This window comes from Pseudomonas sp. P2S-1 (genome assembly GCF_057197725.1).
Map to the genome: position 1 here is coordinate 441,143 of NZ_CM170068.1, position 13,980 is coordinate 455,122.

Sequence of the window (13,980 nt, forward strand, 5' to 3'; positions counted from 1 at the left end):
CCACAGGGTCCGCGCCATTCCCAACTGCAAGAAATGGATAACGGTCTGCAAAAACCGGATATCTCGCCCCCTCCCGGCTCCTTAACCTTGCCTCCGTCTGATAATAAAAATGGAGGTCCCGGCCATGACCCTGGGAATCGACTACCTGAATGCCCTGCTCGAGGAAGACAAGGACCAAGGCGTCTACCGCTGCAAGCGGGAGATGTTCACCGACCCTCGGCTGTTCGAACTGGAGATGCAGCACATCTTCGAAGGTAACTGGATCTACCTTGCCCACGACAGCCAGATCCCCAACAAGAACGATTTCCTCACCACCACCATGGGGCGCCAGCCGATCTTCATTGCGCGCAACAAGGACGGTGAGCTGAATGCCTTCCTCAACGCCTGCAGCCACCGCGGCGCGATGCTTTGCCGGCACAAGACCGGCAACCGCTCCAGCTACACCTGCCCGTTCCACGGCTGGACCTTCAACAACAGCGGCAAGTTGCTCAAGGTCAAGGACCCGAGCGAGGCCGGCTACCCGTCCTCCTTCAACTGCGAAGGCTCCCACGACCTGACCAAGGTCGCGCGTTTCGAGTCCTATCGCGGCTTCCTGTTCGGCAGCCTCAACCCCGACGTGAAGCCCCTGGTCGAGCACCTGGGCGAGTCGGCGAAGATCATCGACATGATCGTTGACCAGTCCCCCGACGGCCTGGAAGTGCTGCGCGGCTCCAGCTCGTACATCTACGAGGGCAACTGGAAGCTCACCGCCGAGAACGGCGCCGACGGCTACCACGTCAGTTCCGTGCACTGGAACTACGCCGCCACCCAGAACCAGCGCAAGCAGCGCGAGGCGGGTGAAGAGATCAAGACCATGAGCGCCGGCAGCTGGGCCAAGAACGGCGGCGGCTTCTACTCCTTCGAGCACGGCCACCTGCTGCTCTGGACCCGCTGGGCCAACCCCGAGGACCGCCCGGCCTTCGAGCGCCGCGCCGAGCTCGCCGAGGAATTCGGCCAGGCCCGCGCCGACTGGATGATCCAGAACTCGCGCAACCTGTGCCTGTACCCCAACGTCTACCTGATGGACCAGTTCAGCTCGCAGATCCGCATCGCCCGGCCGATCTCCGTGGACAAGACCGAGATCACCATCTACTGCATCGCACCGCGCGGCGAAAGCGCCGACGCACGGGCCAAGCGCATCCGCCAGTACGAAGACTTCTTCAATGTCAGCGGCATGGCCACCCCGGACGACCTGGAGGAATTCCGTTCCTGCCAGACCGGCTACGGCGGCGGTCGCGGCTGGAACGACATGTCCCGCGGTGCCGAGCACTGGGTGGAAGGTGCCGACGAGGCCGCCAAGGAAATCGACCTGCATCCGCTGCTGTCCGGCGTGCGTACCGAGGATGAAGGGCTGTTCGTGCTGCAACACAAATACTGGCAGGACACCATGCTCAAGGCCGCCAGCGCCGAGCCGCAACTGATCCCCGTGGAGGCTGTGTGATGAGTGCTCTCTACGAAACCGTGCGCGACTTCCTCTACCGCGAAGCACGCCTGCTCGACGATGCCCGGTGGGACGAATGGCTGGAGCTGTACGCCGCCGACGCGACCTTCTGGATGCCGTCCTGGGACGACAACGACACCCTTACCGAAGACCCGCAAAGCGAGATCTCGCTGATCTGGTACGGCAACCGGGGTGGCCTGGAAGACCGCATCTTCCGCATCAAGACCGAGCGTTCCAGCGCGACCATCCCGGATACCCGGACCTCGCACAACCTGAGCAACATCGAGATCGTCGAGCAAGGCGAGGGCCAGTGCCTGGTGCGCTTCAACTGGCACACCCTGAGCTTCCGCTACAAGACCACCGACAGCTACTTCGGCACCAGCTTCTACACCCTCGACCTGCGCGGCGAGCAGCCGCTGGTCAAGGCGAAGAAGGTGGTCCTGAAAAACGACTACGTCCGCCAGGTCATTGACATCTACCACATTTGAATACCCGGCAGCGCCGCCCCAGGCGCTGTCGTGCGAGGTGCAGCATGAGCTTCCAGATCGCGCTCAATTTCGAAGACGGGGTGACCCGCTTCATCGACGCCACCGCCAGCGAAACCGTGGCCGACGCCGCCTACCGCCAGGGCATCAATATCCCGCTGGACTGCCGCGACGGCGCCTGCGGGACCTGCAAGTGCTTCGCCGAAGCCGGCCGCTACGACATGGGCGACAACTTCATCGAGGACGCCCTCAGCCCCGACGAACTGGAGCAGGGCTACGTGCTGACCTGCCAGATGCGCGCCGAGAGCGATTGCGTGGTGCGGGTGCCGGCCTCGTCCCAGCTGTGCAAGACCCAGCAGGCCAGCTTCGAGGCGGCCATCAGCCAGGTGCGCCAGCTGTCCGAGAGCACCATCGCGCTGTCGATCAAGGATGAATCCCTGTCGCGCCTGGCCTTCCTGCCGGGGCAGTACGTCAACCTCAAGGTGCCGGGCAGCGAGCAGACCCGCGCCTACTCCTTCAGCTCCCTGCAGAAGAACGGCGAGGTCAGCTTCCTGATCCGCAACGTGCCGGGCGGCCTGATGAGCAGCTTCCTCAGCGGCCTGGCCAAGGCCGGCGACAGCATGACCCTGACCGGCCCGCTGGGCAGTTTCTACCTGCGCGAGGTCAAGCGTCCGCTGTTGCTGCTGGCCGGCGGCACCGGCCTGGCGCCGTTCACCGCGATGCTGGAGAAGATCGCCGGGCAGGGCAGCGAACACCCGCTGCACCTGATCTACGGGGTCACCAATGACTTCGACCTGGTGGAGCTGGAGCGCCTGGAGCAGTTCGCCGCGCAGATCCCCAACTTCACCTTCAGCGCCTGCGTGGCCAACCCGGGCAGCCAGTACCCGAACAAGGGCTATGTCACCCAGCACATCGCCCCTTCGCACCTGAACGATGGCGACGTGGATGTGTACCTGTGCGGCCCGCCGCCGATGGTCGAGGCGGTCAGCCAGTACCTGCGCGAGCAGAACATCAATCCGGCCAACTTCTACTACGAGAAGTTCGCCGCCGCCGTCTGAACCCTTTTATGGGGTTGCCCTGTCGTGCGGGTGGGGTGGCCCCCTTTTATTCGAGGTCGCAATGAACAGATTCGACGACAAGATCGCGCTGGTGACCGGCGCGGCCCAGGGCATCGGCCGCCGCGTGGTCGAGCGCCTGCTGGCCGAGGGCGCCCGGGTGATTGCCGTGGACCGCTCCGAACTGGTGTTCGAGCTGGAACAGGGCGAGACCCTGCTGGCCCTGACCGCCGACCTGGAACAGTACGCCGATTGCCAGCGGGTGATGGCGGCAGCGGTCGAGCGCTTCGGCCGTCTCGACATCCTCGTCAACAACGTCGGCGGGACCATCTGGGCCAAGCCGTTCGAGCATTACCAGGAGCACGAGATCGAGGCCGAAGTGCGCCGCTCGCTGTTCCCCACCCTGTGGTGCTGCCATGCGGCGCTGCCGTACATGCTGGAGCAGGGCAGCGGGGCGATCGTCAACGTTTCCTCCATTGCCACCCGTAGCGTTAACCGCGTGCCCTACGGCGCGGCCAAGGGCGGAGTGAATGCCCTGACCGCGTGCCTGGCTTTCGAGAACGCCGGGCGCGGGATTCGCGTCAACGCCACCGCGCCGGGTGGCACCGAGGCACCGCCGCGACGCATCCCGCGCAACAGCGCGCAGCAGAGCGAGCAGGAGCAGAGCTGGTACCAGCAGATCGTCGACCAGACCATCGACAGCAGCCTGATGAAGCGCTACGGCAACCTCGACGAACAGGTCGGCGCGATCCTCTTCCTGGCCTCCGACGAGGCCTCCTACATCACCGGAACGATTCTCCCCGTAGGCGGTGGCGACCTCGGTTGAGCACCACTGCAACACGGTTTCTACAACAAAAACAAGAGATGGATGCCATGCGAAAAATCGACGTTCACCAGGTCATCGACCAGGCGCCCTTTACCCGCTTTCACTGGATGGTGATGTGCTGGTGCGCCTTGCTGCTGATCTTCGACGGCTACGACCTGTTCATCTATGGCGTGGTCCTGCCGGTCCTGATGAAAGAGTGGGGCCTGACCCCGTTGCAGGCCGGCGCCCTCGGCAGCTACGCGCTGTTCGGCATGATGTTCGGCGCCCTGGCCTTCGGCAGCCTGGCCGACAGGATCGGGCGCAAGAAGGGCATCGCCATCTGCTTCGCCCTGTTCTCCACCGCCACCCTGCTCAACGGCTTTGCCAGCAGCCCCACCGAGTTCGGCATCTACCGCTTCTTCGCCGGCCTCGGCTGCGGCGGCCTGATGCCCAATGCCGTGGCACTGATGAACGAATACGCACCCAAGCGCCTGCGCAGCACCCTGGTGGCGATCATGTTCAGCGGCTACTCGGTGGGCGGCATGCTGTCGGCCGGGGTTGGCATCTACATGCTGCCGCGCTTCGGCTGGGAATCGATGTTCTTCGCCGCCGCCATCCCGCTGTTGCTGCTGCCGGTGATCCTCTACTACCTGCCGGAATCCATCGGTTTCCTGGTGCGCCAGGGCCGTGGCGAACAGGCCAAGGCCCTGCTCAAACGCCTCGATCCGGCGTGCGACCCGAAGGCCGAGGATGTGCTGGAAGCCCATGACAACAAGGGCAAGAGCGTCTCTGTGCTGGAGCTGTTCCGTGGCGGGCTGGCGGTGCGCACCCTGTCGGTGTGGGTGGCGTTCTTCTGCTGCCTGCTGATGGTCTACGCCCTGAGTTCCTGGCTGCCGAAGCTTATGGCCAGCGCCGGCTACAGCCTGGGCTCGAGCCTGTCGTTCCTGCTGGCGCTGAACTTCGGCGGCATGGCCGGGGCCATTCTCGGTGGCTGGCTGGGCGACCGCTACAACCTGGTCAAGGTGAAGATCTGCTTCTTCCTCGCGGCGGCGGCCTCGATCAGCCTGCTCGGGGTCAACAGCCCGATGCCGGTGCTCTACCTGCTGATCTTCATCGCCGGCGCCACCACCATCGGCACCCAGATCCTCCTGTATGCCGGCGCGGCCCAGCTGTACGGCCTGTCGATTCGCTCCACCGGCCTTGGCTGGGCCTCGGGCATCGGCCGCAACGGCGCCATCGTCGGCCCGCTGCTGGGCGGCGCGCTGATGGGTATCAACCTGCCGCTGCAACTGAACTTCATCGCCTTCGCCATCCCCGGTGCGGTCGCCGCCCTGGCCATGACCATCCATGTGCTCAGCGGCAAGCGCCAGAACCTGGCGGCTGCCCCGGCGGTTTGAGGCACCCGCCACACCCACAGATCACAACAAGAGGTGAACACAATGACCGTGAAGATTTCCCACACTGCCGAGATCCAGAAGTTCTTCGAAGAGGCCGCCGGCCTTGGTAACGACGAAGGCAGCCCGCGCCTGAAACGCATCATGCTCCGCGTGCTGCAGGACCTGGCGCGGATCGTCGAGGACCTGGAGATCACCGAGGACGAGTTCTGGAAGACCGTCGACTACTTCAACCGCCTCGGCGGGCGCAATGAAGCCGGGCTGCTGGTGGCGGGCCTGGGCATCGAGCACTTCCTCGACCTGTTGCAGGACGCCAAGGACGCCCAGGTCGGCCTGACCGGCGGCACTCCGCGGACCATCGAAGGCCCGCTGTACGTGGCCGGCGCGCCAATCGCCCAGGGCGAGACGCGGATGGACGATGGCAGCGAGGAGGGCGTTGCGACCTTGATGTTCCTGGAAGGCCAGGTGCTGGATCCGCAAGGCAATCCGGTGGCCGGTGCTGTTGTCGATCTGTGGCACGCGAACACCAAGGGTACCTACTCGTTCTTTGACCAGAGCCAGTCCGAATACAACCTGCGCCGCCGGATCGTCACCGATGCCGAAGGCCGCTACCGTGCTCGCAGCATCGTGCCGTCCGGCTACGGCTGCGACCCGCAGGGCCCGACCCAGGAATGCCTGGATCAGCTCGGCCGTCATGGCCAGCGCCCGGCTCATGTGCACTTCTTCATCTCGGCCCCGGGTTATCGTCACCTGACTACCCAGATCAACCTTTCCGGCGACAAGTACCTGTGGGATGACTTCGCCTACGCCACCCGCGAGGGGCTGGTGGGTGAGGTGCAGTTCCGCGAGGACGGCGCCCGTGGTGTGGCGGGGCGTTATGCCGAGCTGAGCTTCGACTTCCAGCTGCAGGAGGCGCCGGATGCGGCGGCCGAGGTGCGCAGCAAGCGTCCTCGGGCCTTGCAGGAGGCCTGAAGCGGCGCGATCCCGTAGGAGCGTGGCTTGCCCGCGAAGGACCGCGCAGCGGTCCCACATTCTCAATGTCAGCACCATTTTGGGAGCGCTTCGCACTCCTTCGCGGGCAAGCCACGCTCCTACGAGAATCGCGAACGGCTTAAAGCCCGAAAACAATCACGCCGTTAACCGGCCCAAGTGAGGTCCCATGAAAGACCTTTTCAAGGATTGTTCCCTCTCCGCCCTGGTAGCCGGGATGATCGCCACGGTGATCTCCTACGCCGGCCCGTTGGTGCTGGTCTTCCACGCCGCGGAAAGCGCCCGCCTGTCCCATGAACTGCTGTCGTCCTGGGTCTGGGCAATCTCCATCGGCAGCGCCGTGCTCGGCGGCGTGCTCAGCCTGCGCTACCGGGTGCCGGTGGTGATCGCCTGGTCGATCCCGGGTTCGGCGCTGCTGGTCACCGCCTTGCCGCAGATCGGCCTGAACCAGGCCATCGGCGCCTACCTGGTGACCAACCTCGTCTTGCTGCTGATCGGCTTGAGCGGCGCCTTCGACCGCATCATCGCGCGCTTGCCGGGCTCGATTGCCGCCGGCATGCAGGCGGGCATCCTGTTCAGCTTCGGTATCGAAGTGTTCAAGGCCCTGCCGGCGCAACCGGCGCTGGTGCTGGGGATGTTCATCACCTACGTGACGATGCGCCGGCTGTGGCCGCGCTACTCGGTGGCGGCGGTACTGCTGGTGGGCGTTGGCATCACCCTGTTCGGCGGGCATTTCCATAGCGAGGCGCTGGTCTTCGACTTTGCCACGCCGCAGTGGATCACCCCGGAATTCAGCCTGGGCGCGATTCTCAACCTGGCCCTGCCGCTGGTGCTGGTGTCGCTGACCGGGCAGTTCATGCCGGGCATGGCGGTGCTGCGCAATGCCGGCTATCAGACACCGGCGAGCCCGATCATCAGCAGCAGTGCGCTGGTCGGCGGCCTGCTGGCGCCGTTCGGTTGCCATGGGCTGAACCTGGCGGCGGTCACCGCCAGCCTGTGTACCGGGCGCGAGGCCCATGAGAATCCGCGTCGCCGCTATATCGCGGCGCTGTCCGGCTGTGCCCTGTACCTGCTGTTCGGCATTGCCGGGGCGACGCTGGTCTCGCTGTTCGCCGCCTTCCCGGCGGAGTTGATCGCGGCGCTGGCGGGGCTGGCGCTGTATGGCGCCATCAGCGAGGCCCTGGCCCGCAGCCTGGCCGAACCCAAGGAGCGCGATGCCGGGCTGTTCACCTTCCTGGTGACCGCTTCGGGGGTGTCCTTCCTCGGCCTGTCGGCGGCGTTCTGGGGCTTGCTGTTCGGCCTGCTGACCCACTTCCTGCTGGCGCTGCGCGGCCCATCCACCACCGAGGCTGCCTTGCGCCGCAGCCATTGATCCACCGGTTTCACACCCAAGGCAGCGGCCTCACCGGACCGCTGCCTGGAAAGCTGCACCCCAATAAAAACAAGATCAGAGAGCTTCCCGATGAAACATGCACCTTGCGCTACCCGCGTCATGCTCCCTCTCGGCCTGGTTGTCGCCAGCCCGTCGCTGCTGGCGGCCGAGGCGGACTTCTTCAAGGATTCCACCGCCACCCTGACCACCCGTAACTACTACTTCAGCCGCGACTTCTCCGACATTGTCGGGGCCAACCAGCAGTCGAAGGCAGAGGAGTGGGCCCAGGGCTTCATCCTCACCTTCAAGTCCGGCTACACCCCGGGCACCCTCGGCTTCGGCGTGGATGCCATCGGCCTGCTCGGGCTCAAGCTCGACAGCAGCCCGGACCGCGCCAACACCGGCCTGCTGCCGATGCAGGAGGATGGCGAGGCCGCCGACAACTACAGCCGCCTCGGCCTGACCCTCAAGGCCCGGCTGTCGAAGACCGAGCTGAAGTTCGGCGAACTGCAGCCCAACCTGCCGGTGCTGGCCTTCAGCGATATCCGCCTGCTGCCGCCGACCTACCAGGGCGTGGCGATCAGCTCGGCGGAAATCGACGGCCTGACCCTGCAGGCCGGCCACCTCAAGTCCACCCACCTGCGCAATGAAAGCGGCGACGGCAAGATGCTCGCCATGCTCGGCCACCTGCCGCAGCGTCAGGCGGACAGCGATGGCTTCAACTACGCCGGCGCCGACTATGCCTTCAACGCCAACCGCACCACGGCGAGCCTGTGGTACGGCCAACTGGAGGACATCTACGAGCAGGGCTTCCTTGGCCTGAAGCACTCGCAGCCGGTGGGTGACTGGGTCCTGGGCGCCAACCTCGGCTACTACAGCGCCCGGGAAGACGGCGATGCGCTGCTCGGCAAGATCGACAACCAGGCGCTGTTCTCGCTGCTCTCGGCCAAGCGTGGCGGGCATACCTTCTACGTCGGCTATCAGGCTATGTACGGCGACAGCCCGTTCCCGCGGGTGTTCGCCAACATCACCCCGCTGGGCAACGAAGTGCCGACCTACGAGTTCGCCTACACCGACGAGCGCTCCTGGCAGGCGCGCTATGACTACGATTTCGCTGCCATGGGCGTGCCTGGTCTGACCGCCGGCGTGCGCTATATCACCGGCGACAACGTCGATACCGGCCGTGGCTTCGAGGGCAAGGACCGCGAGCGCGACCTGGATATCGCCTATGTGGTGCAGAGCGGCGTGCTCGGCGGCCTGGGCATTCGCGTGCGCAACGCCATGGCCCGTTCCAACTACCGTAGCGATATCGACGAGAACCGCTTGATCTTCACCTACACCTGGAAACTGCTCTGAAGGAGGCGGCATGACGCGAAAAGGTCTGGCCCTGCTGGTGCAGGGCCTGTCCGGGCTCGCCTGTATCGCCGCGCTGTGGCACCCGGCCGGGACTGTCCTGGCCGTGGCGGGCATGGGGCTGGCCGCCATGCTCTGGCAGGGCGTGGTGGAGTATCGGGTGCAGGAAGTGATCGTCGAAATCCCGGCGCCGCTGCCGGAGCCTTGTGCCCCGGCGCCGCCTGTAATGCCCGTGGAAGACCCGCGCCTGCGCGGTTGCCTGGTGGAGCTGGATGGCGAGATCCATGCCACCGAGGAGGACATGCGTTTCGCTAACCAGCTGGCGCGGGAGGCCGGGGGCAAGGTCGTCGCCAGTGCCGAAAGCATCCAGGCCTCGGCGGAGATTCTCGGGCGCCTGGACAGCTCCATGGTCCAGGTCGCCAGTGCCTTCGACGAGCTGGGCGCGCAATCGGTGCAGATCGGTTCGTTGGTGGGCAGCATCCAGGATATTTCCAGCCAGACCAACCTGCTGGCGCTTAATGCGGCGATCGAGGCTGCGCGGGCCGGGGATCAGGGGCGCGGGTTCGCAGTGGTCGCGGATGAGGTGCGCAACCTGTCGCGGCGGGCGGCGGATTCCAGTGCGCGGATTCGCCAGATTGCCAAGGGGCTGGAGCAGTCGGCGGAGGAGGCGCGGTTGGGGATCGGCCAGCTTGGCGAGGCGGCGCGGCAGGGTCTGGCGCAGTCCGGGGTGGCGTTGCAGGCCATGCAGGACATGCGCAGCGCGGCGGTGGCGCGGGTGGAGATCGTCGAGCGGGTGATGGGGCGGCTGGCGAGTCAGCGGGCGTTGGCGGGGGAGGCGGGGAGGTTGGTAGGCCCTCTGCATTGATGGTGCTGCTGATGGCCTCATCGCTGGCAAGCCAGCTCCCACAGTGTCCGCGTCGCTGCCGAACCCTGTGGGAGCTGGCTTGCCAGCGATGAGGCCGGGTCAGGCAATAAAGATCCGGAGCCCTTTCACCACCCCTTCACCCCATGCATATCCGGCAACTTGTGCGCGATCCCCTTGTGGCAATCGATACAGGTCGCTTCCCCCTTGGCCAACGAGGTCGAGTGCATCGCCGCGGCCCGCTTGCTTTGCCGGGTGAAGTCCATGAACTCGAAGTTGTGGCAGTTGCGACACTCCCGCGAGTCATTGGCCTTGAGCCGCGCCCATTCATGCTCGGCCAGGGTGCGGCGCAGTTCGAGGAATTTGTCGCGGGTGTCGATGGTGCCGAACAGCTTGCCCCAGACCTCCTTCGAGGCCTGCATCTTGCGCGCGATCTTGTGCGTCCATTCATGCGGTACATGGCAGTCCGGGCAACTGGCGCGCACCCCGGAGCGGTTGGTGTAGTGGATGGTTTCCTGCAATTCGACGTACACGTTGTCGCGCATTTCATGGCAGGAAATGCAGAACTTCTCGGTATTGGTCGCCTCCAGCGCGGTGTTGAATCCACCCCAGAAAATGATCCCGGCAATGAACCCGCCAAGCACCAGGAAGCCGAGGCTGAAGTACACGCTGGGGCGACAGAGGATGCCCCAGTACTCCTTGATCAGGCCGAACAATCCTTTCATGACGCCTCCCTACGGCTTGCGCGCGGCATTGGCATCGTCCTGCAGCAGCTTGTCGATGTTCTCGAAGCTGTTGCCCACCAGCGGCTTGGCATCGCTCTGTACCACATGGCACTGGTCGCAGAAGTAGCGCCGCGGCGACACCGCCGCCAGCGGCTGGCCGTCGCGGTCCATGTAGTGGGTGATGCTGATCATGGTGGCCTGGGTTTTCGCGCTGTTGGCCCGGCTGTGGCAGGTCAGGCACTTGTTGCCGTACTTGTCGATCTGGTAGCCGCGGATGCTGTGGGGAATGGTCGGCGGCTGGTCCGGGTAGTTGCGCTCGCGCTTGAGGTCCTTGTTTTCATCGTTGGCGATGGTCGGCGACGCCAGGGTCTGGCTGAGGGTGCCGCCGGGGCGGCGACCATCCGGGGCAGGGGCGTCCAGCGGATAGTCGGCGGCGCGGGCCGTGCCCAGCACGGCCAGCAACAACAGGGGCAGGATCGAGAGTTTCATGACTGGGCTCCTCAGGCCGCGCTGATCAGTTCGATGCGCACCGCGCATTTCTTGTAGTCGGTCTGCTTGGAGATCGGGTCGGTGGCGTCCAGGGTGACCTTGTTGATCAGCTTGTTGGCATCGAAGAACGGCACGAACACCAGGCCCCGCGGCGGCTTGTTGCGCCCGCGGGTCTCGATGCGCGCGCGGATCTCGCCACGCCGGCTGACCACCTTGACCTCGCTGCCACGCCGGGCCTTCATGGCCTTGGCGTCGTCCGGGTGCATGTACACCAGGGCGTCGGGCACCGCCTTGTACAGCTCCTCGACGCGCTGGGTCATGGTCCCGGTGTGCCAGTGTTCGAGGACCCGTCCGGTACTGAGCCAGAACGGGAATTCGGCATCCGGCGATTCCGCCGGCGGCTCGTAGGGCAGGGCGAAGATGATCGCCTTCTTGTCCGGGTAGCCGTAGAACTGCACGCCGCTGCCGGCCTCGACATAGGGATCGTGGCCCTCGCGGTAGCGCCAGCGGGTTTCCTTGCCGTCCACTACCGGCCAGCGCAGGCCGCGTTCGTGGTGGTAGCGGTCGAAGTCGGCGAGGTCATGGCCATGGCCGCGACCGAACTGCGCGTATTCCTCGAACAGGCCTTTCTGCGGGTAGAAGCCGAAGGCGATGGCTTCGTCGTTGAGGTGGCCGGCCTCGATCTGCTCGACCGGGAACTGGTCGACCTGACCATTCTTGAACAGCACCTCGAACAGGGTCTTGCCCTTGTACTGCGGAGCCTTGGCCAGCAGTTCGGCAGGCCAGGCCTCGTCGGTGGTGAAGCGCTTGGAGAATTCCATCAGTTGCCAGAGGTCCGAGCGGGCATCACCCGGTGCCCGCACCAGCTGGTGCCAGAACTGCGTGCGCCGCTCGGCATTGCCGTAGGCGCCTTCCTTTTCCACCCACATGGCGCTGGGCAGGATCAGGTCGGCGGCCTGGGCCGAGACGGTGGGGTAGACGTCCGAGACGATCACGAAGTTGTCCGGATTGCGCCAGCCGGGCAGCACCTCCTGCATGATGTTCGGGCCGGCATGCATGTTGTTGCTGACCTGGGTCCAGTACACGTTGAGCACGCCATCCTTGAGCATGCGGCTCTGCTGCACGGCGTGGAAACCGGGCTTTTCCTGGAGGGTGCCGGCCGGCAGCTTCCAGATCTTCTCGGCGGTGGCGCGGTGTTTCGGATTGGTCACCACCAGGTCCGCCGGCAGGCGGTGGGAGAAGGTGCCCACCTCCCGCGCGGTGCCGCAGGCCGAGGGCTGGCCGGTGAGGGAGAAGGGGCTGTTGCCCGGCTCGCTGATCTTCCCGGTGAGCAGGTGGATGTTGTAGATCAGGTTGTTGGCCCAGACGCCACGGGTGTGCTGGTTGAAGCCCATGGTCCAGAACGACACCACCTTGCGCTTCGGATCGGCATACAGCTCGGCCAGGGATTTCAAATACTCGGCGGCGACCCCGGATTCCTTCGCCGTGCGCTCCAGGGTGTAGGGCCTGACGAACTCGGCGAACTGCTCGAAGGAGATATCCGACCAGGTATTGGCCTGCTCGGCGTTCTTCGCCTGTTTTTCCCGTGGGTCGGTCGGGCGCAGGCCGTAGCCGATATCGTCGGCACCCTTGGCGAAGCGCGTGTACTTGCCGATGAAGTCCTTGTTCACCGCGCCACTCTGGATGATGTGGTTGGCGATGTAGTTGAGGATCAGCAGGTCGGTCTGCGGCTTGAACACCAGCGGTATATCCGCCAGCTCGAAGCTGCGGTGCTCGAAGGTCGACAGCACCGCGACCTTGACGTGAGGCTGGCTGAGGCGGCGGTCGGTGACCCGGCTCCAGAGGATCGGGTGCATCTCGGCCATGTTCGAGCCCCACAGGACGAACGCGTCGGTGGCCTCGATATCGTCGTAGCAGCCCATGGGCTCGTCCATGCCGAAGGTGCGCATGAAGCCCATCACCGCGGAGGCCATGCAGTGCCGCGCATTGGGGTCGATGTTGTTGCTGCGGAACCCGGCTTTCATCAGCTTGTTGGCGGCGTAGCCTTCCCACACCGTCCACTGCCCCGAGCCGAACATGCCGACGGCCTGCGGGCCCTTGTTCTTCAGGGCTTCCTTGAACTTGACGGCCATGATGTCGAAGGCCTGGTCCCAGCTCACCGGGTGGAATTCGCCCTGCTTGTCGTACTGGCCGTTGGTCATGCGCAGCAGCGGCTGGGTCAGGCGGTCGACGCCGTACATGATCTTCGACAGGAAGTAGCCCTTGACGCAGTTCAGCCCGCGATTGACCTCGGCCTTGATATCGCCGTGGGTGGCGACCACGCGGTTGTCGCGGGTCGCCACCATCACGCTGCAGCCGGTGCCGCAGAAGCGGCAGGGCGCCTTGTTCCAGTTCAGGCTGACCATGTCTGCATCGGTGACCAGGTTGCTCGCGCTGGTGGCGATGGGCAGGCCGGCGGCGGCCGCGGCGATGGCGGCGGCATGGGATTTGACGAAGGTGCGGCGGGTCATGCTCATGGGCGTTCTCCATCGAGGAGTTCGTGATAGATCAACGCGGCGTTGAGCACGCCGGGGATCGCGTTGATCTGCTCGATGCGTTGCAGGATCCGGCGCTCGTCGCCGGCTTCGAGGACCACCACCAGTTTTCCGGCGGGGCTTTCGTGATGCAGCTCGAGGTCATCGAGCAGGCGCAGGTTGGCTTTTACGGCGTCGAACAGTTCGGGTCGGGCCAGTACGACAAGGCTGGCGATATGCAGGGTGTCATCCATGTTCATGCTCCACTGGGCTCTTTGGCAGGCAACTTTCAGTTGGGCGGCCCGGGCGGGCCGAAGAGCATTTGGAGGAACCAGATGATAAAGCCGTAGCCACCGACGACCATGACCGATATCAACGGGAAGAGGCACACGACAAGAAACAGGAAGAGCCGCAACTCCTTGCTGCGCGTGGCCGGGCGTTTATCCGTAGTTGACAC

General features: G+C 65.1%; 14 protein-coding genes. 9 read left to right on the forward strand and 5 right to left on the reverse strand.

Annotated features, from left to right (window positions below):
• Nucleotides 1-124: 124 nt before the first annotated feature.
• The 9 genes from benA (at nt 125) to AC2CQI_RS02180 (ending at nt 9,799) form a co-directional block, all read left to right on the forward strand.
• Entirely contained in the window at nt 125-1,480 is a 1,356-nt protein-coding gene (benA, locus tag AC2CQI_RS02140; RefSeq protein ID WP_075805440.1) for a benzoate 1,2-dioxygenase large subunit, read from the forward strand.
• Complete coding sequence (benB, locus tag AC2CQI_RS02145) at nt 1,480-1,968, forward strand: benzoate 1,2-dioxygenase small subunit (protein WP_484578987.1); 489 nt, start codon at nt 1,480-1,482, stop codon at nt 1,966-1,968. The genes benA and benB overlap by 1 nt, the downstream gene beginning before the upstream one ends.
• 44 nt (nt 1,969-2,012) lie before the next feature.
• Complete coding sequence (gene benC / locus AC2CQI_RS02150) at nt 2,013-3,023, forward strand: benzoate 1,2-dioxygenase electron transfer component BenC (RefSeq protein WP_484578988.1); 1,011 nt, start codon at nt 2,013-2,015, stop codon at nt 3,021-3,023.
• Between the two features lie 61 nt (nt 3,024-3,084).
• The gene (locus tag AC2CQI_RS02155; protein ID WP_484578989.1) at nt 3,085-3,846 is read left to right on the forward strand and encodes a 1,6-dihydroxycyclohexa-2,4-diene-1-carboxylate dehydrogenase; all 762 of its coding nucleotides are present in this window, start codon (nt 3,085-3,087) and stop codon (nt 3,844-3,846) included.
• Nucleotides 3,847-3,893: 47 nt separating this feature from the next.
• The gene (locus AC2CQI_RS02160) at nt 3,894-5,222 is read left to right on the forward strand and encodes an MFS transporter (RefSeq protein WP_484578990.1); all 1,329 of its coding nucleotides are present in this window, start codon (nt 3,894-3,896) and stop codon (nt 5,220-5,222) included.
• 42 nt (nt 5,223-5,264) lie between these two features.
• On the forward strand, nt 5,265-6,191 hold the full coding sequence (gene catA, locus AC2CQI_RS02165; RefSeq protein WP_484578991.1) for a catechol 1,2-dioxygenase: 927 nt from the start codon (nt 5,265-5,267) through the stop codon (nt 6,189-6,191).
• A gap of 187 nt (nt 6,192-6,378) precedes the next feature.
• Complete coding sequence (locus AC2CQI_RS02170) at nt 6,379-7,581, forward strand: benzoate/H(+) symporter BenE family transporter (RefSeq protein ID WP_484578992.1); 1,203 nt, start codon at nt 6,379-6,381, stop codon at nt 7,579-7,581.
• 90 nt (nt 7,582-7,671) lie between these two features.
• Nucleotides 7,672-8,937 (forward strand): OprD family porin, encoded by a 1,266-nt coding sequence (locus AC2CQI_RS02175; protein WP_484578993.1) that lies wholly within the window; start codon nt 7,672-7,674, stop codon nt 8,935-8,937.
• A 403-nt stretch (nt 8,938-9,340) separates the two neighbouring features.
• A complete protein-coding gene (locus AC2CQI_RS02180; protein WP_484580571.1) occupies nt 9,341-9,799 on the forward strand; it encodes a methyl-accepting chemotaxis protein in 459 nt (152 codons plus the stop codon).
• A gap of 125 nt (nt 9,800-9,924) precedes the next feature.
• Here the strand turns inward: AC2CQI_RS02180 and AC2CQI_RS02185 are convergent, their stop codons facing one another.
• From AC2CQI_RS02185 to napE, 5 genes are read right to left on the reverse strand one after another with little or no spacing between them, the layout of a single operon-like run.
• A complete protein-coding gene (locus AC2CQI_RS02185; RefSeq protein ID WP_075805447.1) occupies nt 9,925-10,521 on the reverse strand; it encodes a cytochrome c3 family protein in 597 nt (198 codons plus the stop codon).
• 9 nt (nt 10,522-10,530) lie between these two features.
• The gene (locus AC2CQI_RS02190) at nt 10,531-11,010 is read right to left on the reverse strand and encodes a nitrate reductase cytochrome c-type subunit (protein ID WP_075805448.1); all 480 of its coding nucleotides are present in this window, start codon (nt 11,008-11,010) and stop codon (nt 10,531-10,533) included.
• Nucleotides 11,011-11,021: 11 nt separating this feature from the next.
• Entirely contained in the window at nt 11,022-13,526 is a 2,505-nt protein-coding gene (gene napA / locus AC2CQI_RS02195) for a nitrate reductase catalytic subunit NapA (protein WP_484578994.1), read from the reverse strand.
• On the reverse strand, nt 13,523-13,777 hold the full coding sequence (locus AC2CQI_RS02200) for a chaperone NapD (protein WP_075805613.1): 255 nt from the start codon (nt 13,775-13,777) through the stop codon (nt 13,523-13,525). Before AC2CQI_RS02200 ends, napA begins: the two co-directional genes overlap by 4 nt.
• 35 nt (nt 13,778-13,812) lie before the next feature.
• On the reverse strand, nt 13,813-13,980 hold the full coding sequence (gene napE, locus AC2CQI_RS02205) for a periplasmic nitrate reductase, NapE protein (protein ID WP_075805450.1): 168 nt from the start codon (nt 13,978-13,980) through the stop codon (nt 13,813-13,815).

What these genes read in the sequence shown, in the direction of transcription:
- benA (WP_075805440.1), top strand. Translation starts at nt 125, where the DNA reads ATGACCCTGGGAATCGACTACCTGAATGCCCTGCTCGAGGAAGACAAG.
- benB (WP_484578987.1), top strand. Translation starts at nt 1,480, where the DNA reads ATGAGTGCTCTCTACGAAACCGTGCGCGACTTCCTCTACCGCGAAGCA.
- benC (WP_484578988.1), top strand. Translation starts at nt 2,013, where the DNA reads ATGAGCTTCCAGATCGCGCTCAATTTCGAAGACGGGGTGACCCGCTTC.
- AC2CQI_RS02155 (WP_484578989.1), top strand. Translation starts at nt 3,085, where the DNA reads ATGAACAGATTCGACGACAAGATCGCGCTGGTGACCGGCGCGGCCCAG.
- AC2CQI_RS02160 (WP_484578990.1), top strand. Translation starts at nt 3,894, where the DNA reads ATGCGAAAAATCGACGTTCACCAGGTCATCGACCAGGCGCCCTTTACC.
- catA (WP_484578991.1), top strand. Translation starts at nt 5,265, where the DNA reads ATGACCGTGAAGATTTCCCACACTGCCGAGATCCAGAAGTTCTTCGAA.
- AC2CQI_RS02170 (WP_484578992.1), top strand. Translation starts at nt 6,379, where the DNA reads ATGAAAGACCTTTTCAAGGATTGTTCCCTCTCCGCCCTGGTAGCCGGG.
- AC2CQI_RS02175 (WP_484578993.1), top strand. Translation starts at nt 7,672, where the DNA reads ATGAAACATGCACCTTGCGCTACCCGCGTCATGCTCCCTCTCGGCCTG.
- AC2CQI_RS02180 (WP_484580571.1), top strand. Translation starts at nt 9,341, where the DNA reads ATGGTCCAGGTCGCCAGTGCCTTCGACGAGCTGGGCGCGCAATCGGTG.
- AC2CQI_RS02185 (WP_075805447.1), bottom strand. Translation starts at nt 10,521, where the DNA reads ATGAAAGGATTGTTCGGCCTGATCAAGGAGTACTGGGGCATCCTCTGT.
- AC2CQI_RS02190 (WP_075805448.1), bottom strand. Translation starts at nt 11,010, where the DNA reads ATGAAACTCTCGATCCTGCCCCTGTTGTTGCTGGCCGTGCTGGGCACG.
- napA (WP_484578994.1), bottom strand. Translation starts at nt 13,526, where the DNA reads ATGAGCATGACCCGCCGCACCTTCGTCAAATCCCATGCCGCCGCCATC.
- AC2CQI_RS02200 (WP_075805613.1), bottom strand. Translation starts at nt 13,777, where the DNA reads ATGGATGACACCCTGCATATCGCCAGCCTTGTCGTACTGGCCCGACCC.